We start from the raw sequence: 18,094 nt of genomic DNA on the forward strand, positions 1-18,094 counted from the left end.
CGCTGCGCCTCACCGCAGGCCCCGAACTGCCGACGATATACTCGCGCATCACTTCCCGCGCATCACTTCCGTGCCAGACATCCATGAAATACGACGATGCCGAATACTACTTCCTCGATTTCGAGACCGATCTGCCCAACGAAAACGGCGGTCGGCACATGGGCTTGTTCCTGGAATGGGCGATCCGTCGCGGGTTGGCGAACGATGAACTGATGGCCGAGGCCGACGCCCTGCGCAGCGGTGGCACCAGCGGCCTGGACCTGCTGTTCGACCACTGCGACGGCAAGCTGCTCGACGACGACCTCGGCGTCGAAGGCAATGCGTTCGCGGCCGATTACTACGAGAAGCACCATATCCATGACTTCATCGAGGCGATGAACGTGAAGTCCGACGCTTCCGTCGACGAGATCTTCGGTGCCGACCTCACGGCGCAACGCCATGCGCGCGTACTGTGGCAGTTGGATCGCCGCTATTCCGACTGGCGGCGCAAGTTCGGGCTGATGAGCAAGGAAGCACTGCTGGAGCGTCTGCTCGTGACGATCCAGCCCATCGCCGAAGCCGCCGGGTTCCCACGCGTGGCCGCCAGTGTCTGGGGCACGCACCAGATGAATGCGACCTTTGAACGACGCGGCGCATGGGGTCACCAGCGCTTCGACCTGATCGCGGTCGACAGTCCCGAGTGGTTCCATGGTGTGCGCGTCGAGTTCACCGTGCATATCAAGGGACTCTACGAGGCGATCGTCGCCGAGAAGACGCTGGATCAGGGCTCGGTCACGAGCCTGCAGGATTCGGCCGCAATCCCGTTCGCGCGGGTGGCGGAAGGCTGGTCCGGCCCGATGCAGGATTATCTTCTGCGCGACGCCGGATTCTGGATCTTCCGGGAAGAGGACATCGCGCCGCTCGCCGCATGGCTCGCCACGCGCCTGCGCACCTTCGCCTTGCCAACGCTGCGCGGTCTCGATGGCGTCGACGCGCTCGCGCTCGCCTATGGCACCAGACCGATGTCGGCGTCGCCGATCCACGACGCCATCGACCCCTACGCAGCACTGCTGTCGGCCGAACAAGCCAGGCATCCGCGCCTCGGCGCGATGCTCGCTGAAACCGAGGAGGCCATCCGCGGCATCGATACCAGCGCCCAGACCTACAACCAGTGGGGCGCGCTTCGCCTGATCGAACGGATCCGCGAGCGTTCGAAAGCCTGGCTCTGAGCAGGGATGCTTCGCGCTCATCGAAAAACGGCTGCCGTGGATTTTCTTTTCGCTGTAACCTTTGTCTTCGGACGCACTCCCCCGGAAGCCATGATCAACAACGACGTGCTGCGCAGCATCCGCTACATGCTCGACCTGAGCGACATCAAGGTCGTGGAGATCGCGAAGCTGGTCGACCCGGCATTGCCGTTCGATAAAGCGGAGGTGCAGGCGTTCGTGCGTCGGGAGGACGATCCCGATTACGTCGAGTGCAGCGACCGCGTGCTTGCGCACTTCCTCGACGGATTGGTGATCCATTTCCGGGGCCGCAACGACAGCCTGCCGCCGCGACCGGTGGAGAAGCGCGTCACCAACAACCTCGTGCTGAAGAAACTGCGCGTCGCGTTCGAATTGAAGGACGTCGACCTGCACGATGTCTTCGCGGTGGCCGGCTTTCCGATTTCCAAGCCGGAATTGAGTGCGCTGTTCCGCCAGCCCGGCCACCACAACTATCGCGCCTGCGGCGATCAGCTGCTGCGCAATTTCCTCAAGGGCCTGACCCTGCGCGTACGCGGCGCCTGAGCGAGCCGCGCACCATCGTCATGGGCGATGCGCTCAAAGGCGCCTTCGATCGACGTGCCCGCGCGCGCAATACTGAAACGTCTGGCTTGTCGCTGCGCTTCATCGGTGCAAGTGCATTGATCGGTGCGCTGATGGCGGCGTCCACGATCCGGGTCTTCGACACGTGGTTGCGGCGGGAGCGCTGAGCGCTCCCGCCGGGATGGTTCCGATGGGGAGGGTGTGCGGCGGGTCGCCGGGATGTGTGCTCAGCGACTGTGCCAGCGCGCTTTTTACCGGGCGCCTGCTTTCTTGCCGGGTGCCTCATGTTCCAGGCGATCCCAGGCGGCGCGTACAGCCTGCCTCGCCTTGTCCCAGCCGATGCTGGTGGCGTCCTTTCCCTGCTCCCATTCGCGCTGGAGATCCGGCTCGACCTGTTCGAATCGTTTGCCGGAATGAAGCCCGCGCCCTTCCGTGCCGATCCGATAGGCCTGGTCGTAGTCCGAAAAATCGCGGCCGGACTCGTAGTAGGGCTCGTTGGAGAACTGCTGTTTCCAGTGCGCACGCTCATCCTCGTAAAGCGATCTGTCCATGCGCTTCGATTGCGACGTGTTCGGCGTATTCCTGTTCGAAGTGTTGGGTGTGTTCACATGCGTCATGATGCCTCCTGGGCAGATGGTGCGATCAGATGCGTATCGCGCAGCCAGTCTGTGTCCGGCGCGGTAAGCGTCGGTTATGGAGGCGGAAACATTTCGTGATGCAGGCGCGCGCGATGCCGTGCATTCAGACGGCATACGGCAAGCATTCATTGGCGCTGCGTCGATCGGCGATCATGCCGCGTCGTTGCCGCGGGCTTCAGAACTTCTCGCCCGCCGGCAGATAACGCCATTCGCCCACCGGCAGTTTTCCCAGCGAGAACCGGCCGATGCGCAGGCGTCGCAGCGACGTCGCCTGCAGCCCCACCTGTGCGCACATGTCGCGGATCTGTCCTGGCCGCACGGCGCGGATCGCGAAGCGCAGGCGGAATTCGTTCTGCCAGCTCACCTTGCACGGCAGCAGTTCGCGCCCCTGATAGCTCAGGCCCTCGTTGAGACGGCGCAGACCGTACGGCCCGATCTCGCCGCTGACTTCGACGATGTATTCCTGCTCGATCTGATCGGCATCCTCGGTCAGCCGGCGCCACACGCGACCGTTCTGGGTCAGCACCATCAGACCGCTGGCATCGGTGTCCAGCGGCACCAGCGGCGTCAAGCGGATGAAGTGGTTCTGCAACTGGCGGATGCCGGACGGATCTTCCGCCCAGCGCGAGGTGGGCTTGACCAGGGTCGCGGCCGGCTTGCGTCCGCCGATCGCATCGAAACCAGCCGGCTTGTGCAGCAGCATCGTCGCGGGCTCGGGCGCTTCCAGCACGGCGTCGGGATCGATCTCGATGCATTCGTCCGTCACCGGATGCTGCGGCGCCTCGATGACCTTGCCGTCCACCGACACCCAGCCGCCTTCGATGTAGAGGTCGGCATCGGCGCGCGAGCAGCGGGCCAGTTCGGCCACGCGCTTGGAGAGTCGGCTGGGTTCGGTCATGGGGCGGTCTCGGGCGGGTCCGTGACGGTGCACGAGTGAGTATGGGCGGATCGGAATGCCGACCGCGGAGATCCGCATGGTTTGCAGCGCTCGGCGTCATGCTTCGGCGCAATGCTACTGTGTTGCGGCGTTCACCGATATCACGACAGAGCGAGCCATCCGATGATCGACACCGTCTTTTACCCGATCGGCACGCCCGGCCAGCCATGGGGCGCCGCCGAAATCGCCGAATGGCGCTCGCGCCAGATCCGTCACCGCAGCTACGCGGCGGATGTGCTCGGCGCGATCGAACGACTGCGCGCGCGCTTCGATGGGGTGCAATACGGCCAGCTCGATTACCCGCCCGACACCTATCCGCTGTTCGCGCTCAGGAGTCGCGATTGGCAGGACGCGTTGCCCTGCGTACTGGTCACCGGCGGCGTGCACGGTTACGAAACCAGCGGCGTGCACGGCGCGCTGCGATTCGCCGATCTGCATGCGGCGGACTATGCCGGCCGCGTCAATCTGCTGATCGCGCCCTGCGTCAGCCCGTGGGCCTACGAGCGCATCCATCGCTGGAACCACGATGCGATCGACCCCAACCGTTCGTTCCGCGCAGACAGCCCCGCGCAGGAATCCGCCGCACTGATGCGACTCGTCGCACCGCTGCGCGACCGCATCCTCGTGCATATCGACCTTCACGAAACCACCGACAGCGACGAATCCGAATTCCGGCCCGCATTGGCCGCACGCGACGGCAAGACGTCCGAACCCGGTGAAATTCCCGACGGCTTCTATCTGGTCGGCGACAGCGAAGACCCGCAGCCCGCGTTCCAGCAGGCGGTGATCGCGGCGGTGGCGAAGGTCACCCACATCGCACCGGCCGATGCCAACGGCGAGATCATCGGCTCGCCCGTGGTCGCGCCGGGCGTCATCAATTACCCGGTCGTGTCGCTCGGCCTGTGCGCAGGCATCACCGCCGCGCGCTACCGCACCACCACCGAGGTCTACCCCGACAGCCCGCGCGCCACGCCCGAACAATGCAATGCCGCGCAGGCTGCAGCGGTGTGCGCGGCGATCGAATTCGCGTTGGCGCAGCGGTAAGTCGCCGGAATTTCCGAGCGCCAAACAAAAGCGTCGTCGTTCCCGCGAACGCGGGAACCCGGCGTCTTCGCACTGCGCAGGCCACTTGAAAGTCACTGGATCCCCGCGTGCGCGGGGACGACGAGCAAAAGAGCGCGATCCGCCGATCCATCGATCTGTTCGATTCACTTCATGAATTGAAGTGACGAGACCCCGGCGGCTTGACCCGGCATCGGTCCCGCCGTAGCGTGACCGCATCGACACCGCGACAGGGAACCCGTCATGCTGAACCGATATGGCTTCATCCTGGCCTCTGCGTTCTCGGCCCTGCTTGTTGGCATGCCGATGCAATCCGCACATGCCGCCAAGCCCGATTTCAGCGGCGCATGGTCGGTGAAGTGGTGCGACAAGGCGAATCCCGACCGCGACTGCGGGGGGTTCAGCCTCTACCTCGTCCAGGACGGCGACCGCCTCTGCGGCGAACATCAGGTCGCCACCGTCGGCCTGGGGCGTCTCGATGAAGGCCAGCCCGGCACCGTATTGGGCATCGTCAGCGGCAACAAGGCCACGGTGGTGATCGATGCCACCCGCAGCGGCGCGAAATATCTGGCCACGATCGAACGTTCGGGCAACCGCGTCCAATGGCGTCTCGTCGGCATGGTGAAAGCGGGCGAATTTCCGGAGCCCACCATCATTCCGCAGCGACAGGCACTGACGCGCAACACCGATGCCAGTCAGGTAGAACACGTGAAAGCCGTCAAGGACGCGCCTTGCCGATGGCCGGAGTGAATATCGAAAGCATCCGTTGTTTGCCCTGACGCTGTGCGCCACGCACCAAGGAGACTGCCGTGGAATACGATGAACTGACCCGAGAAGAATACGCCCGCCGTGCCAGCGCGATGATCCAGCGCTTCGAGGGTTACCGTGCCACCCCGTATCCCGACAACGACAACATGGCGACGATCGGTTACGGCTATACCTTCAACCGCAACAACAATGTTGCGTTGTTCGATCAGGCCGGTGTGCAGCTTTCCGACAGGGAAAGGCAGCAGCTCACCGCGATCGACAACGCTCCGGCGAACCAGAAGACCGCGCTCGGGCTCGCATTTCCCGTCCAGATCACCCGCGATGAAGCGCGCAGCCTGTTGGAAACCGCGAGCCTGCCGAATTACGAAGGCCCCGCGAATCGTCTGAATATGCCGCTGTCGGACGAACGTGCCGCGCTGGTGTCTGTCACCTACAACCGCGGCGCGGGCCGGGTCGACACGCATATGCAGGGCTTCACCGAAGCCGTCGCCGACGGCGACCGCGCCGAGGCCTGGTATCAACTGCGCTACAACAGCCGCGGCACCAATACCGATCCGGATATCGAACTCGGTATCCGCTCGCGGCGCGGCATGGAGGCGCAGGCCTTCGGCCTCTACGACGATCCGCAGAACGTCACCAGCGACGAAGCGCGCGGCGTATATCGCATGCTGCAACTGCATCGCGACGACATCGCCCGCAACGAGCGCGAATGGGGCACCGGTTTCGACGGCACCGCGCAGCCGCTCGCGCACAACGCGGTCGCCACCTCCAACCGCAACAATCCGGATCTGGTGCAGTTGTTCGGCGAAGTGCCCACCATCAATGCCGCACTGGAGCCCGCGCGCAATCGTCTGCTCACCGATCTGCGCACCGACCATCCGGATATCGCGGACCGTCTGGCCAACAATGCCTTCGCTGCCGACGCCATCTTCATGGACCCCGGTCGCGACCTGCGCACCGGCGCCGGTCTGCGCGTCGATCAGCGCAACAACACCACCCAGGATGTCGATCCCGACCACGCCGCCACCATCGATTCGCAGCGGATGACGCGCGGCAACGCGCCGCGCGAAGTCGACAGCAACGATCTGCTGATCGGCAACGGCGGCGACGACACCCTGCGCGCGCATCGCGGCAACGATGTGCTGATCGGTGGCGCCGGCCGCGACCGCATGGAAGGCGGCATCGGCCACGACACCTATGTCGCCAATGCCGGCGACACGGTGATGGACAGCGATGGTCGCGGCGAATTGCGCTGGCGCAACGAACGCGGACGCGACGAACTGCTGAACGGCGGCGTGCGCAATGAAGGCGACCCGGCCAACACTTACCGCAGCGCCAACGGCCAGTTCACCTACGTCGTCGACGGCAGCAACCTCACCGTGAGCAACGGACAGGGCGAATCGCTGCGGGTGGAGAACTACGCAGCCGGCGACATGGGCATCCGCCTGCAGGACGCCCCCACCCGCGAAGGCCGCGCCACGCCGGACGCACCGCCCGCGCAGGAAACCAACGCGCAGGCCATCGAACGCCTCAGCCCGCAGGACCGCGCGCTGTTCGACCAGATGCGCAGCGCCGTGCAGCGCAACGGCGGCGGCTTCACCCAGGAGCAGACCGAAAACATCGCCGCCGCCGGCGTGGCCGAATACCGGCGCCGCGAAAGCGTCGTGCGCGAACCGCAGGACATCGGCGTGTACGGTGACCGTTTGTTCACTTCGTATTTCCCCAACGGCCCCGGCCGCGAACCGAACTTCCAATCGAATGTCCGACTGGAGGATGCGGCGAGCGTGCCTGCGCGGGAGAGCGTGCAGCAGGTGGAAGCGCAGCGGCAGCAGGGGGTTGCGACGCCGGTGCAGGAGCGGGAGCAGCAATTGGATGGTAGGGTGCGGTAGGTGTAGAGCGGAGCATCATTCCCGCGATAGATTTCGTGTTGGCGTGTACTTTGGATTGATCATCCTGTCGTTTGTGACAGGTAGGCCGCGTTCTGGGGTGGTCGTAGCGTGATTAGGGGGATGGCGCGACAGGGGGATAAATGGCTCACGATCCAATCCGGTTTCTCAGCTCACTTGGCGCCAAATTGGCGACAAGGAGCAGGCATGTTTGCTTTTTCTTCGGTGCAGGTACGTCTCGTGCTGGGGGGCTGCCTGACATTGACCAACTTACAACAAGGATCATCGCCGCTCTTGATCCGGTGCAGAGTGAGAAATTTACGCTGCTAATCAAAGATGGCGGCCTTGAACGGGCATTGAGCCGTCTTAGAGCCTTGCAGGCTATGCTGCGCGAAGGGCAAATTCTTGATGGAATGACCGCGCATGATGCTGCATGCTTGGATAGCTTAGTCTGCAGTCTAATAATTCAGGAGCTTGATGTTAAGTCGGCTGATCTTGTGCCGGCCAGAAAATTCGCTTCATGGGTCAGGCGAAGTCAATACAGACTTCCTATCGAGGTGTTTACGGTCAACTATGACCTTATTCTGGAGTCTGCCTTTGATAGGCACTCCGTGCACTATTTCGATGGATTTTCTGGGGTTTTAAGGGCGCGATTTCACACTGATCTTGTCGAGAATAGCGGCAGCAATGACAAAGAAGGAGTGCCTAGTTTTTTTGCGCGACTCTGGAAGCTGCACGGATCCGTAAATTGGGTATGGGATGATAGCGAAGTCATTCGTTTAGGCGCTGCTGCAGAAAGCGGACAAATTGCAGCTATTTATCCATCTGATGCGAAGTATGATCAGTCGCGCAGGTTTCCTTATGTGGTGTTGCAGGATCGCTTTCGCCGGGCATTGAATCAGCCAGAGACTCTTTTGATTATTAGCGGGTATGCATTTGGAGATCAGCATATAAATGAAATGATCTTTGATGCAGCTGCGCGCCGTGAGCGATCCGAGTTCATTGTTTTAAGTTTTGATCCGATATCTGACGAGATTGCGAAGAGAGCATCTCATACGCCAAATCTTCAAGTTGTTCACAAAGAAGAAGCAATATTGGGTGGCGTACGAGCTCCTTGGGCAGTGGACGATGTGTCTTCGCCATATTGGCAAGATTCGAAAATGAAATTACCAGATTTTAGAAGTTTGGCCGATTTCCTCGGACAAATTTCAGTACGAACGAATGAAGCAGATAGTGCGCTAAAGGATCTTAGCGCAGAGATAGCCGCGCAAATTTCTGCGGCCACATCGCCGGAGAAATTATGACCGAGCGTGCTCCTACATGTATTGGTCGAGTTAGGCATGTGCTCGGCTCCACAATTACTGTGGCACTCGATGATGACATGGCTGGTGTGGCCCCTATTTACCGTGGTCAAGTTCTTTCGATTGGGCAGATAGGATCTTTAGTTCGCATCCCTCAAGGGCTCGTTGACCTCATTGCATCGGTGAGTCTTCTTGGTATAGCTGAGCTGTCAGGTGATCTCGAGCCTTCTGGAACCGTGCAAAGGGATGAGCGTTGGCTGCAGGTTCAGTTGCTCGGAGAAATAGATCGGGCGACCAGTCGATTCCAGCGTGGAGTCGCTTCATATCCTGCGCTGGATGACGAAGTCCATTTCGCTACAATCGATCAACTAAGCCCTATATTTCCAAAAGAAAGCGTAGATCGAATCGGTATCGGCTTCCTTTCCGCTGCCGAAGGTTTACCCATTAGTCTTGATGCTTCTCGTCTTGTAGTTAGGCATGCCGCTATTGTCGGTTCTACAGGGTCTGGAAAAACCAGCTCTGTTGCTTCACTGCTGCAAAGCTTCGTAACTGGAGGGTGGCGTACTGCAAATATTGTTGTCGTCGATCCCCATGGAGAGTATGCGCGAGCGCTGGGTTCTCATGCGCACGTTCTTAGCGTGCTGGGTGACGGAAAGCAGTCGTTGAAGGTGCCGTTCTGGGCGCTTCCTGCGCATGACATCATCAAAATATTTACCGGCACTTCAGGAAGCGGTACGTTCCTTAGCCGTTTCACTCAGCTGGTTGGTATTCATAGGCGCAATTTTGTTTCAGAAGCTAGTTGGTTGGATTTGGATCTAAATGCAGTGACTCCTGATACACCCGTCCCTTTTGATATTAAGAAGGTGTGGTATGAGCTTGATACTGAGAATCGTGAAACACAGGCCGTAAAAGGTGACTCTGATACACGTGCAATATTGGACATAGGAGATTCTCAATCTTTGCGATCCGCGACGTTTCAGCAGTACGGTGCATCTTCAAGACCACCCCATAAAGGGCCATTTTTCGATGTATATGGATCGATGCCTGATAGGCTGCGTCTTGGTCTCGTGGATCCAAGGCTGCAATTTTTTCTAAGGCCGCCTGTAGCGCTGGATGGTCAAGACCCTCTTGAAGCAGTTGTCTCAGAATGGCTAGGGGGAGATCGGCCTATCTCGGTCTTAGATTTTGCTGGTGTTCCGCCGGAGGCAGCTGATGCGGCTATTGGTGTTGTGCTGAATCTTTTGTTCGAGCTTGCACTTCGCGCACCTGCTGGCGGTGGAGGAATCGGTCGTCTGTGCCCTGCGCTGATTGTCCTTGAGGAGGCTCACAAGTACCTTGGCAAAAACGCAGCCGAGTTGACCCGTGAATCGGCAAATAGAATAGCTCGTGAGGGACGAAAATATGGTGTTGGTCTATGGCTTGTTTCGCAAAGACCAACAGAATTGCCCGATACAGCTCTAGCCCAATGTGGAACCTTGATCGCGTTGAGGCTCACAAACAGTAGTGACCAAGGAACCGTAAAAGCTGCGCTTCCAGATAATGTTGTTGGGTTGTCCTCAGTTCTTCCATCTTTACGTACCGGAGAAGCAATAGTAAGTGGGGAATCAACGATAATTCCATGCCGTGTAATTCTGAATAAGCCTAATCCGCTTCCATTAGCTGAAGACCCTTCGCTTGATAGTTGGCGAGGTGTTGAAAAAAGCCTGTCATTCAAGAGTGCTTTAGCTGCATGGCGAGGAATCTATAATGGAGAAGAAAATGATTGAATGGAAATCCACTGCATCAAGTTGGGTTGTCGCTGAAGCCTATTCAGCTGATGAGGAAACTATTTTTGTTAAATTTAAAGATGGGACATGCTGGGCATACCAAGCATGCCCTCTCAGTGTATGGGAGGAATTCACTGCGCCGGCTCAGTCTAGAGGGCAGTACATCAACAAGGTCCTGAAGTTTAAGCCCGGGGGCAAGTATTTCGAGTAACCCGTAGCGATTAGGGTGGAGTAAGCGCAGCACAACTCCACCATTGCGACTACAAGTGCGGCAGATGCCTGAAGGCGCCGCGTCCGACGAAATAGATTGTTCCCATGCTCGGCGGATGTGCCGGCTTTTGTGGGCTTGGTGGTGGAGTTGCGCTGCGCTTACTCCACCCTACGAATCCCGCGCGTGGGGATGCGATTCGGGTGTTCATCGGACGACGTGGCGAACCAAGGTCCGCCATGTCCGTTTGTCGATCTTCAAAGGCTCAGCAGGGACGGTGGATGCTTACAGTCACAGCGTCATGGCGTGAATTGCGACGAGGTTGATCCAGCGAGTAGGGTGGAGTAAGCGCAGCGCAACTCCACCATTGCGACTGCAAGTGCGGCAGATGCCTGAAGGCATCGCGTCCGACGAAATGGATTGTTCCCATGCTCGGCAGATGTGCCGGCTTGCGTGGGCTTGATGGCGGAGTTGCGCTGCGCTTACTCCACCCTACGGATTCCGCGCGTGGGGATGCGATCCGGGTGAGTATCAGACGACGTGGCGGACCAGAGTCCGCCACGTCTGCTTGCCGATCTTCAAAGACTCGACAGGAACGGCAGCTGCTTACAGCCACAGATTCATGGCGTTATTCGCGACGAGATTGATCAAGGACACCGAGCTGCCCCAATAGGTGCAGCCATTGTTGCTGCCGACGTGCTCCAATCCCACCGGAACGGTCCAGACCGGGTCCAGGTTCCTGCAGAACACTTCGACTTTCGGGCTGCCCAGCGAGTAGGGTGGGCCCCTGGCCCACCGCCACGAGAATTCACACGCCAACGCCATTCGCAAAATGATCGTGTGAAAGTCGGCGCACACTTTGCGCGACTTCGTTGGATGCTGACATCAAGTCGGTGCTGTGAATGGTGGGCCAAGGGCCCACCCTACGGATCCCGCGCGTGGGGATGCGGTCCAGGTGTGCATCAGACGACGTGGCGGACCAAAGTCCGCCACGTCTGCTTGCCGATCTTCAAAGACTCAACAGGAACGGCAGTTGCTTACAGCCACAGATTCATGGCGTGATTCGCGACGAGATTGATCAATGATACCGAGCTGCCCCAGTAGGTGCAGCCGTTGTTGCTGCCGACATGCTCCAATCCCACCGGAACGGTCCAGACCGGGTCCAGGTTCCTGCAGAACACTTCGACTTTCGGGCTGCCCAGGGCAGACACCAACTGGGTGCGGAAGCTGGCGTTGCCGACGCGTGCCGGGTTGTAGGCTTCCAGATTCGGGCGTTTGGTGCGGATGGTGAACGAATACGCTTCGGCCATCGCGCCACCCAGGCTGTGGCCCGTCACGCTGTACGCATTGTTGCAGGCCACCGCATCGACTGCGGCTTTGTAGCTGTTGAGCCTGCTGGCATACCCACTCCCGATCCTTGCGGCGTTCGCCGGTTCTCCCGGTACGGCAACCGACGACCCGAACTGATTTTGGATGTTCGTGAGCCAGTCACCCGTGGTTGCGCTGCCACGCCAGGAGACGATGCAGTCCGTCGTGCCGCCGCTGGTGCTTTTCCAGACTTTCACGACATCGCGGTTCAGCGCCACCGTGTACGCGCGGCTACCGATCTGCCCATTGCTGGCGGTGGCCTGGTAGGCGTTGTTGGCGAACCATGCGTAGTTGCTGCCTGGCGCGACGGTCCTGGTCGTCATCTCATTCGCAAGCAGTGCTTTTGCCGCGGTGGTCTGCAGATAGTCGATGCCCACTTCGACCGCTGCTTCGGTCGGTGCGAGGTCGGTCGCGACGGCGCGCCCGTTGTCCCAGGAGACCCGTACCGCGACGTTCTGGAGATTCTTCGTATTGACGCGCGGGTAGTACGCGGCGAGGAAGGCGTGCAGGCGCGGCACGTTCCATGTTCCGCTCTCCGCCATCACGACCCAGTTCAGGTCCCTGGCGAGATCGAGAACGGCCTGCATCTTCTTCTTGTTCCACTCGATGCTATCGACATCGATGTAGACGATGGCATCGGTGGCATTCTTCGGCAGCGTCGAGAGCGTGTAGCGCTGCGTTTGCCCATCGAAAATCTCGAAGCCGACATCGCCCATCGTCTGGGTCAGCGATACGACCGGCGTACGCTCGCTCTGAGCGACCGGCGTGTTTTGATTCGGGTTGGAACCGACGGCTTGTGTCGCGAGGCTGTTGTTGCCGGCCGCAACCAGCGAGCTTGCCGCGATGCCCGCCGCCAAAAGGCCGAGCTTGATCGAACTGCGATGTTTTTTCATGATTTTCCTTAATGTTGTGTGGATGATCGTCTTCAGTTGCTTCCGGAATTCCGGAAGTGCCTAGTCCAAACAGACGGCCATCGTTGGTCGTGAATCCTGTCACGCCGTCTTCTGATGCATGGCATCCCAAGTTTCGTCAGCTTTCGGGTGCGCGACAAGTCGCGTTATGATCATGTTTCCATGCGCAAAAGGATTGCGGTCAAGTGATTGATAACAGTGGAGAAAACTTCAGCGGACATCGCGCTGTCCGCGACTGCGCTCAGTTTTTTCTCATGTCTTGGCCCTCCACCCTGTGGCGAACGACGTCGTTCCTGTCGCAGCACGGCCATCGATGGGCTTGCGGAGATCCTCGCCGTTGTCGCGAATGCCTGATGGCCGGCATCATCGAGGGAATGTCGTGAAAGCCGCGAAAGTCGCGAAAGTCGTCAGGCGTCGCCCCACGCAAGCCAGGTCCCAAGGTACGGTCGACGCGATCTACGAGGCGACACTGCAGATCATCGAGCGCGAAGGCGCCGAGAGGATCACCACGAATCGGATCTCCGAGGTTTCCGGTTTCAGTATCGGTACGCTTTACCAGTACTTCCACGATCGCGACTCCCTGCTGATGGCGATGGGAATCGCGCATCGCGACAGATTGATCGAGCGATTGAAAACAACGCTGGCGGCATCTCCCGACCAGGCTTCCCGCGAGGCGATCTCGCGCCTGGTGGCGGTGATGGTCGCCGATGCCCGCAGCAATCGGAAAATGCTCCGGGCGGTGGTCCGCGCCGTGACCAGAAAAGAGATGGCCGCAAGGATGCTCGATGCGATGCGCGTTCTGGACCGATACATCGGACGGAGCCTGGCCGAATCGGCGGGGGGCGATGGCTTGGCGCTGTCCCCAGCCTGCCAGTTCGTGTTGTCGCGGTCGCTGACGTGCGTGCTGTGGTCTGCCGTGATGGAAGATTCCGATCTGCTCGACAGCCAGGAACTTGAAGATCAGCTTCGCAACATGTTGGCGGCGGCGATGATTCGAGGTCCGGAGTCCAACGTCGGTCATGCTGCGCCGAATACGCACTCGGCCATTGTCAGCGAGCTTGCATAGCGAGTAGGGTGGAGTAAGCGCAGCGCAACTCCACCATTGCTCGATGGAATAGATCGTTTCCATGCCCGGCAAATGGGTCGGCTTTCTTCGGCTTGATGGTGGAGTTGCGCTGCGCTTACTCCACCCTACGAAAGGTGGAAGGTGCGACGGGATGTTCGAGGGACTGACACAACACCAACAGGGAGGGTTCAACGATGCAAGATTCATCGATCGATCAGACACAGGCGTTCTCGCCATCACGCCGTCGATTCCTGCGCGCGGGCACGACAGCGGCATTGGGCCTGGGCATGCCATCGCTGGGATGGTTGAGCGGCTGCGCATCGCTGCCGGATGCGCGTGCGTTGCCGTGGTCGGAACTGGCGCGGTCGATGCAGGGGCCACTGTTGATGCCGGGGTCGCCGGAGTTCGCGGCGCGGGCGCGGCCATGGGCGCTGCAATATGCATCCACGCTGCCGCAGGGCATCGCGCAGTGCGCGGGTGAAACGGATGTGCAGGCCTGCCTGCGCTGGGCGCAGGCGAACCGGGTGCCGCTGGTCGCGCGCAGCGGTGGGCATTCGTACGCGGGTTATTCGACGACGACCGGGCTGATGGTCGATGTGTCGTCGATGAATCGCGTCGATGTCGATGGCACGACGGGTATCGCCACGCTGGGCGGTGGCGCGCGCAACAAGCATGTCTATGCCGCGTGCCGGCCGTACAACCGCGCGGTGACGCACGGACGCTGCCGCGATGTCGGCGTGGCCGGGCTGGTGCTGGGCGGCGGCATCGGTTTCAACATGCGCGCGCACGGGCTGACCTGCGACGGTCTGACCGCGACGCGCATCGTGCTGGCCGATGGTCGCGCGTTGAACTGCAGCGCGACCGAGAACACCGATCTGTTCTGGGCCATCCGCGGTGCGGGCGGCGGCAACTTCGGAATCCACACGTCCTTCACGTTCCAGACGTTTCCGGTCGGCATGTTCACGGTGTTCGAAATGAGCTGGAACGACCATATCGCCGAAGTGTTCGCTGCGCTGCAGACGATGGCATTGGCCGCGCCGGAGGCGTTGGGCATCAAGCTCAGCGTGAAGGCCGAGGCCGGCGCGCCGGGCTTGAAGCTGTCGATCCTCGGCCAGCTCGCCGGCCCGCAGGCCGAACTGTTGGCGCTGCTGGCGCCGGTGTTCGCGATGCATCGGCCGGTCACGTCGGTTGTCGAAGAGCGGCCGTACTGGGACGCGCAGGAATTCCTGTCCGAAGACGGCACGCCCGAGTATTCGCACGAGCGCTCGCGTTTCGCGCGCGGCGCGCTGTCGGGTGAGGCCATCGACACCATTCTGGCGAACCTGCGCGCATGGCCGGGCACCACCGTGGCGGCGACCTGGAAATTCTTCCTGATGGGTGGACGGATCGATGCAGTGTCGCCGACCGGCACCGCGTTCGTGCATCGCGGCGCATCGATGATCACCAGCGCCGAACTGGAATGGACGCCCGCCGATTCTCCCGAAGTGCTGGCGAAGAACCAGCAGTGGCTGTCGCGCTTCCACGATCGAATGGAGCCTTACACGTCGGCGCACTGCTACCAGAACTTCATCGATCCGAGCCAGTGCGATTACCTGCATGCGTACTATGGCGACAATCTGCCGCGCCTGCGGGCGGTCAAGCGCGAATACGACCCGGGCGACCTGCTCCGTTATCCGCAGTCGATCCCGCTGTAGATCGCAAAAACGTTTTCGTAGCCCGGGTGTCGCTCAGCGACACCCGGGGCTCTTCGCGACATCGCAAAGTCACCGCATCGCTTGTGGTCCAATGGGCGTTTGATCGTATTCCATGCGCTTTGAACAGCGGCGTATCTTGAGGTTGGGCTTTCTCGCGAAAAGCCCCGGGTGTCGCCGTGCGACACCCGGGTTGCGGAGATGTGCCACGAACGCCTTGGGCTCAGCGGTTGAACGCAGGCCCGTTCACGCCCACATAGCCGTTCGCGCAGCCGGTGGTGCAGGTGGTGGCCAGCATGTTGTAGACGATCCGTCCGGCATTGGTCTTCGAGCGGAAATGGCCGATGCCGTTGCTCAAGTCGCCGCCGCCGGCGTTGTACGGGCTGCCGTCGGCCCAATCCCAGTCGAAGGTATAGGTGCTGCTGCCCGCGCCGATGTCGACCTGCGCTTTGACATTGGTGGTGGCGTTGAACAGCGCGCCGCTGCTGCAGCCGGCGGTGTAGCTGGTGGTGTAGCAGTGGACCTGATCGTAGAGGCCGCCGGTGATGGTGTAGAAGCCGATCGACGGGTACTGCGTGGGCATCGCGCGCAGGCTGGTGGTGCCGCTGCCGGTCCAGCGGTTGTAGCCGTAGAACATCACGCCGGTGCTGGGGTAGTAGCCGAAGGTGTAGTAATCGTACGGGTACACGTAGGCTTCGGCGTTGCAGGTGGGTGCGAGCGCCGACTGGTAGCCGGTGGAATAGCAGGTGTTCAGACCGCGCAGGCCGCCGGCGATATTGACGAAGCGGCGCACGCTGCCCGAATAGTTGTAGTACTTCACCATCGCCAACGCCATGCTCGAACCCATCGAATGCGCGACGATGTCCACCTGGCTGCGGCCGGTGTGCGTTTTCACCGCGTCGATGAAGGTCTTGAGGATCTGGTACTTCGCCGGCTTGTGGTAGTTGTTCTGCGGTGCGCCGCGTTCGCTGGCATCGAGATAGGTGATGCCGAACAGTTCGCAGTCCTTGTAGCCGCGCGCCTTGAGTTCGTCGTATACGGAATTGGCCGGCGTGGTGTAACCGGTCACCGCGCTGGGCGGCATGTCCAGACTGATCGCGCTGTCGCCGTTGCCGTGGATGTAGACCACCGGCGTGCGCGTGGGCGTGCAGGCGCTGGCGCCGCCGAAACCGCCGCTGCCCACACCGGGGCTGAAGCCGCCCGCGTACTGGGTGGCCGTGCCGGTGCAGGTGAAACCGTTGTTGGTGCCGCAGGTGAGCGCCTGTGCCTGGCCGGGCAGCAGCAGTGCGGCGGCGCCCAACGCGGGCAGGGCGAGCGCCAGCAGTGCGGAGGAAGTCGTGGACAGAAGAGCCGGAACGAAGTTCGACGTACTGTGGTGCATGGGTATCCTCCCCGGAATGCCGGCCCGTCGATGACGAGCGACGACAGCCGATGCTGTGCCTGTCGCAGTGTCGCCGCCATTGCATGAAAGGGCATGATGCAGTGCGTCATGCGCCGCGCCGGAATGCGCTGGGTCCCTTGGAGCGGGTGCACGTGTCGCGCGCACCCGCACTGCTGCAGGATGGGATGCCCGCCGATTGTCGATCAGTCGTGTTCCCCCTCGCGATGACGCAGGTAGTTGGGCGGCATGAGCCTGCGTTCGATCAGGGTGTAGTTCCTGTTGTCGGCCGCATCCGGGAACAGGCGCTCGAACGTGGCGGGCGGCATGAACTGCCGGAACTGGCTGAGCAGCGTTTGAAACTCCGCGTTGACGAAGCCGGCATATTCGTCGTGATAGGCATCGTTGGCGGTTCTGTAAAGCCGGTTGTCGGCGGTGCCCTTGCTGTCGGAGAAGATCCTGTCGTGCCGGACGATCTCGTCGATCATGGCTGGATCGGAAACCTTCAGTTCGTCCGGCAGATGGTCGAGCATGCCGCGCACTTCGTGGGCACGGGCTTCGCCTGCGGTGTGATTGTTCAGCTGGTGCCCGATGTGGTGGCGCATGACATTGCGCGCGAGTTCGTGCGATTTGATCAATGCGGCATCGTCGGCTTTTTCGCCGAGAATTGCCTTCACGACCAGTGCGGCTGCGAGGATGGCCGCAGCGTTGGCGTCCTTGCCGTGAAAGCCGTACACCCAATAGCTGGCCGACAGGCTCGGCGGCCAATTGACGGGACTGAAGATGAAAGCGCCCTGCAGCGTCGACCACAGGATGCGATTGCAGGCCTGATGGCAGACGCCGGTGATTCCGTAGACCAGTCCAGCCCAGCAGGACACGCTGTAACCATTGAGCGATGGGTTGAGCCGCCAATACTCGTCCCATTCGTCGATGGTCCAGTCGTACTGCTGCAGGATCGAGAATTGCGCCATGCCCAGCGCCACCGACAGGTTCGCGCGAAGCGTTTTTCCCTGCGGTCGCGACCAGAGGACCGTCGGTGACCAGAGCTCTTCCGGATAGCGGACGCCGGTGTGGCCGCGTTCGTGCTCGCTCAGCGCGAAGGAACCGAAGCAGGGCATCGCATAGCGTCGACCGTCCTTTTCGGCGATCGCGTAGGTGTGATGCGCGAGGTTGATGCCGGCGAGATTGTAGAAGCCGGCCTGGATGTTGCAGTCGTAATAGGCGCTCTTTCCGGACGCGTTGTCGTTGTCGTGCATGGTCGAATCCCCCTGTCTGGATGGCCGCATCGGTGGTTGGCGCGTGAAACGTCGACATCGCGGCGAGGATG

The 18,094-nt window shown here is 61.0% G+C and carries 17 protein-coding genes; 11 read left to right on the forward strand and 6 right to left on the reverse strand.

What is annotated here, in order from left to right; all coding sequences use genetic code 11:
* The first annotated feature begins 83 nt into the window (after positions 1–83).
* From HOP03_11880 to HOP03_11890, 3 genes are all read left to right on the forward strand, one after another.
* The gene (locus HOP03_11880) at positions 84–1,208 is read left to right on the forward strand and encodes a hypothetical protein (GenBank protein NOT88869.1); all 1,125 of its coding nucleotides are present in this window, start codon (positions 84–86) and stop codon (positions 1,206–1,208) included.
* A 90-nt stretch (positions 1,209–1,298) separates the two neighbouring features.
* Positions 1,299–1,769, forward strand: a complete 471-nt coding sequence (locus tag HOP03_11885) for a DUF1456 family protein (GenBank protein NOT88870.1) — start codon at positions 1,299–1,301, stop codon at positions 1,767–1,769.
* Between the two features lie 20 nt (positions 1,770–1,789).
* Positions 1,790–1,954, forward strand: a complete 165-nt coding sequence (locus HOP03_11890) for a hypothetical protein (protein NOT88871.1) — start codon at positions 1,790–1,792, stop codon at positions 1,952–1,954.
* 84 nt (positions 1,955–2,038) lie between these two features.
* On the opposite strand, the gene HOP03_11895 is transcribed toward HOP03_11890, so the two are convergent.
* Together HOP03_11895 and HOP03_11900 are read right to left on the reverse strand one after the other, a co-directional pair.
* Positions 2,039–2,338 (reverse strand): hypothetical protein, encoded by a 300-nt coding sequence (locus tag HOP03_11895; GenBank protein ID NOT88872.1) that lies wholly within the window; start codon positions 2,336–2,338, stop codon positions 2,039–2,041.
* Between the two features lie 262 nt (positions 2,339–2,600).
* The gene (locus HOP03_11900) at positions 2,601–3,323 is read right to left on the reverse strand and encodes an RNA-binding protein (GenBank protein NOT88873.1); all 723 of its coding nucleotides are present in this window, start codon (positions 3,321–3,323) and stop codon (positions 2,601–2,603) included.
* 162 nt (positions 3,324–3,485) lie between these two features.
* On the opposite strand from HOP03_11900, the gene HOP03_11905 reads away from it, so the two are divergent.
* The 6 genes from HOP03_11905 (at position 3,486) to HOP03_11930 (ending at position 10,356) form a co-directional block, all read left to right on the forward strand.
* The gene (locus HOP03_11905; GenBank protein NOT88874.1) at positions 3,486–4,406 is read left to right on the forward strand and encodes a M14 family metallocarboxypeptidase; all 921 of its coding nucleotides are present in this window, start codon (positions 3,486–3,488) and stop codon (positions 4,404–4,406) included.
* Between the two features lie 261 nt (positions 4,407–4,667).
* Entirely contained in the window at positions 4,668–5,174 is a 507-nt protein-coding gene (locus HOP03_11910) for a hypothetical protein (protein ID NOT88875.1), read from the forward strand.
* Positions 5,175–5,233: 59 nt separating this feature from the next.
* Entirely contained in the window at positions 5,234–7,081 is a 1,848-nt protein-coding gene (locus HOP03_11915; GenBank protein NOT88876.1) for a hemolysin, read from the forward strand.
* 140 nt (positions 7,082–7,221) lie between these two features.
* Complete coding sequence (locus HOP03_11920; GenBank protein NOT88877.1) at positions 7,222–8,382, forward strand: SIR2 family protein; 1,161 nt, start codon at positions 7,222–7,224, stop codon at positions 8,380–8,382.
* Between the two features lie 77 nt (positions 8,383–8,459).
* Positions 8,460–10,145: an ATP-binding protein gene (locus tag HOP03_11925; GenBank protein NOT88878.1), complete on the forward strand. Its 1,686-nt coding sequence runs from the start codon at positions 8,460–8,462 to the stop codon at positions 10,143–10,145.
* Positions 10,138–10,356: a KTSC domain-containing protein gene (locus HOP03_11930; GenBank protein ID NOT88879.1), complete on the forward strand. Its 219-nt coding sequence runs from the start codon at positions 10,138–10,140 to the stop codon at positions 10,354–10,356. The genes HOP03_11925 and HOP03_11930 overlap by 8 nt, the downstream gene beginning before the upstream one ends.
* Positions 10,357–10,959: 603 nt before the next feature.
* On the opposite strand, the gene HOP03_11935 is transcribed toward HOP03_11930, so the two are convergent.
* Both HOP03_11935 and HOP03_11940 read right to left on the reverse strand, forming a co-directional pair.
* Entirely contained in the window at positions 10,960–11,178 is a 219-nt protein-coding gene (locus tag HOP03_11935) for a hypothetical protein (protein ID NOT88880.1), read from the reverse strand.
* A gap of 212 nt (positions 11,179–11,390) precedes the next feature.
* A complete protein-coding gene (locus HOP03_11940; protein NOT88881.1) occupies positions 11,391–12,614 on the reverse strand; it encodes a hypothetical protein in 1,224 nt (407 codons plus the stop codon).
* A gap of 397 nt (positions 12,615–13,011) precedes the next feature.
* Between HOP03_11940 and HOP03_11945 the strand changes: the two genes are divergently transcribed.
* Complete coding sequence (locus tag HOP03_11945; GenBank protein NOT88882.1) at positions 13,012–13,698, forward strand: TetR/AcrR family transcriptional regulator; 687 nt, start codon at positions 13,012–13,014, stop codon at positions 13,696–13,698.
* 194 nt (positions 13,699–13,892) lie between these two features.
* On the forward strand, positions 13,893–15,392 hold the full coding sequence (locus tag HOP03_11950) for an FAD-binding oxidoreductase (GenBank protein ID NOT88883.1): 1,500 nt from the start codon (positions 13,893–13,895) through the stop codon (positions 15,390–15,392).
* A 220-nt stretch (positions 15,393–15,612) separates the two neighbouring features.
* On the opposite strand, the gene HOP03_11955 is transcribed toward HOP03_11950, so the two are convergent.
* Positions 15,613–16,770, reverse strand: coding sequence for a lipase (locus HOP03_11955; GenBank protein ID NOT88884.1), 1,158 nt, complete (start codon positions 16,768–16,770; stop codon positions 15,613–15,615).
* A gap of 203 nt (positions 16,771–16,973) precedes the next feature.
* The gene (locus tag HOP03_11960; protein NOT88885.1) at positions 16,974–18,023 is read right to left on the reverse strand and encodes a hypothetical protein; all 1,050 of its coding nucleotides are present in this window, start codon (positions 18,021–18,023) and stop codon (positions 16,974–16,976) included.
* Between the last annotated feature and the right edge of the window lie 71 nt (positions 18,024–18,094).

The sequence above is a fragment of the Lysobacter sp. genome, assembly GCA_013141175.1.
GTDB lineage: Bacteria > Pseudomonadota > Gammaproteobacteria > Xanthomonadales > Xanthomonadaceae > Lysobacter_I.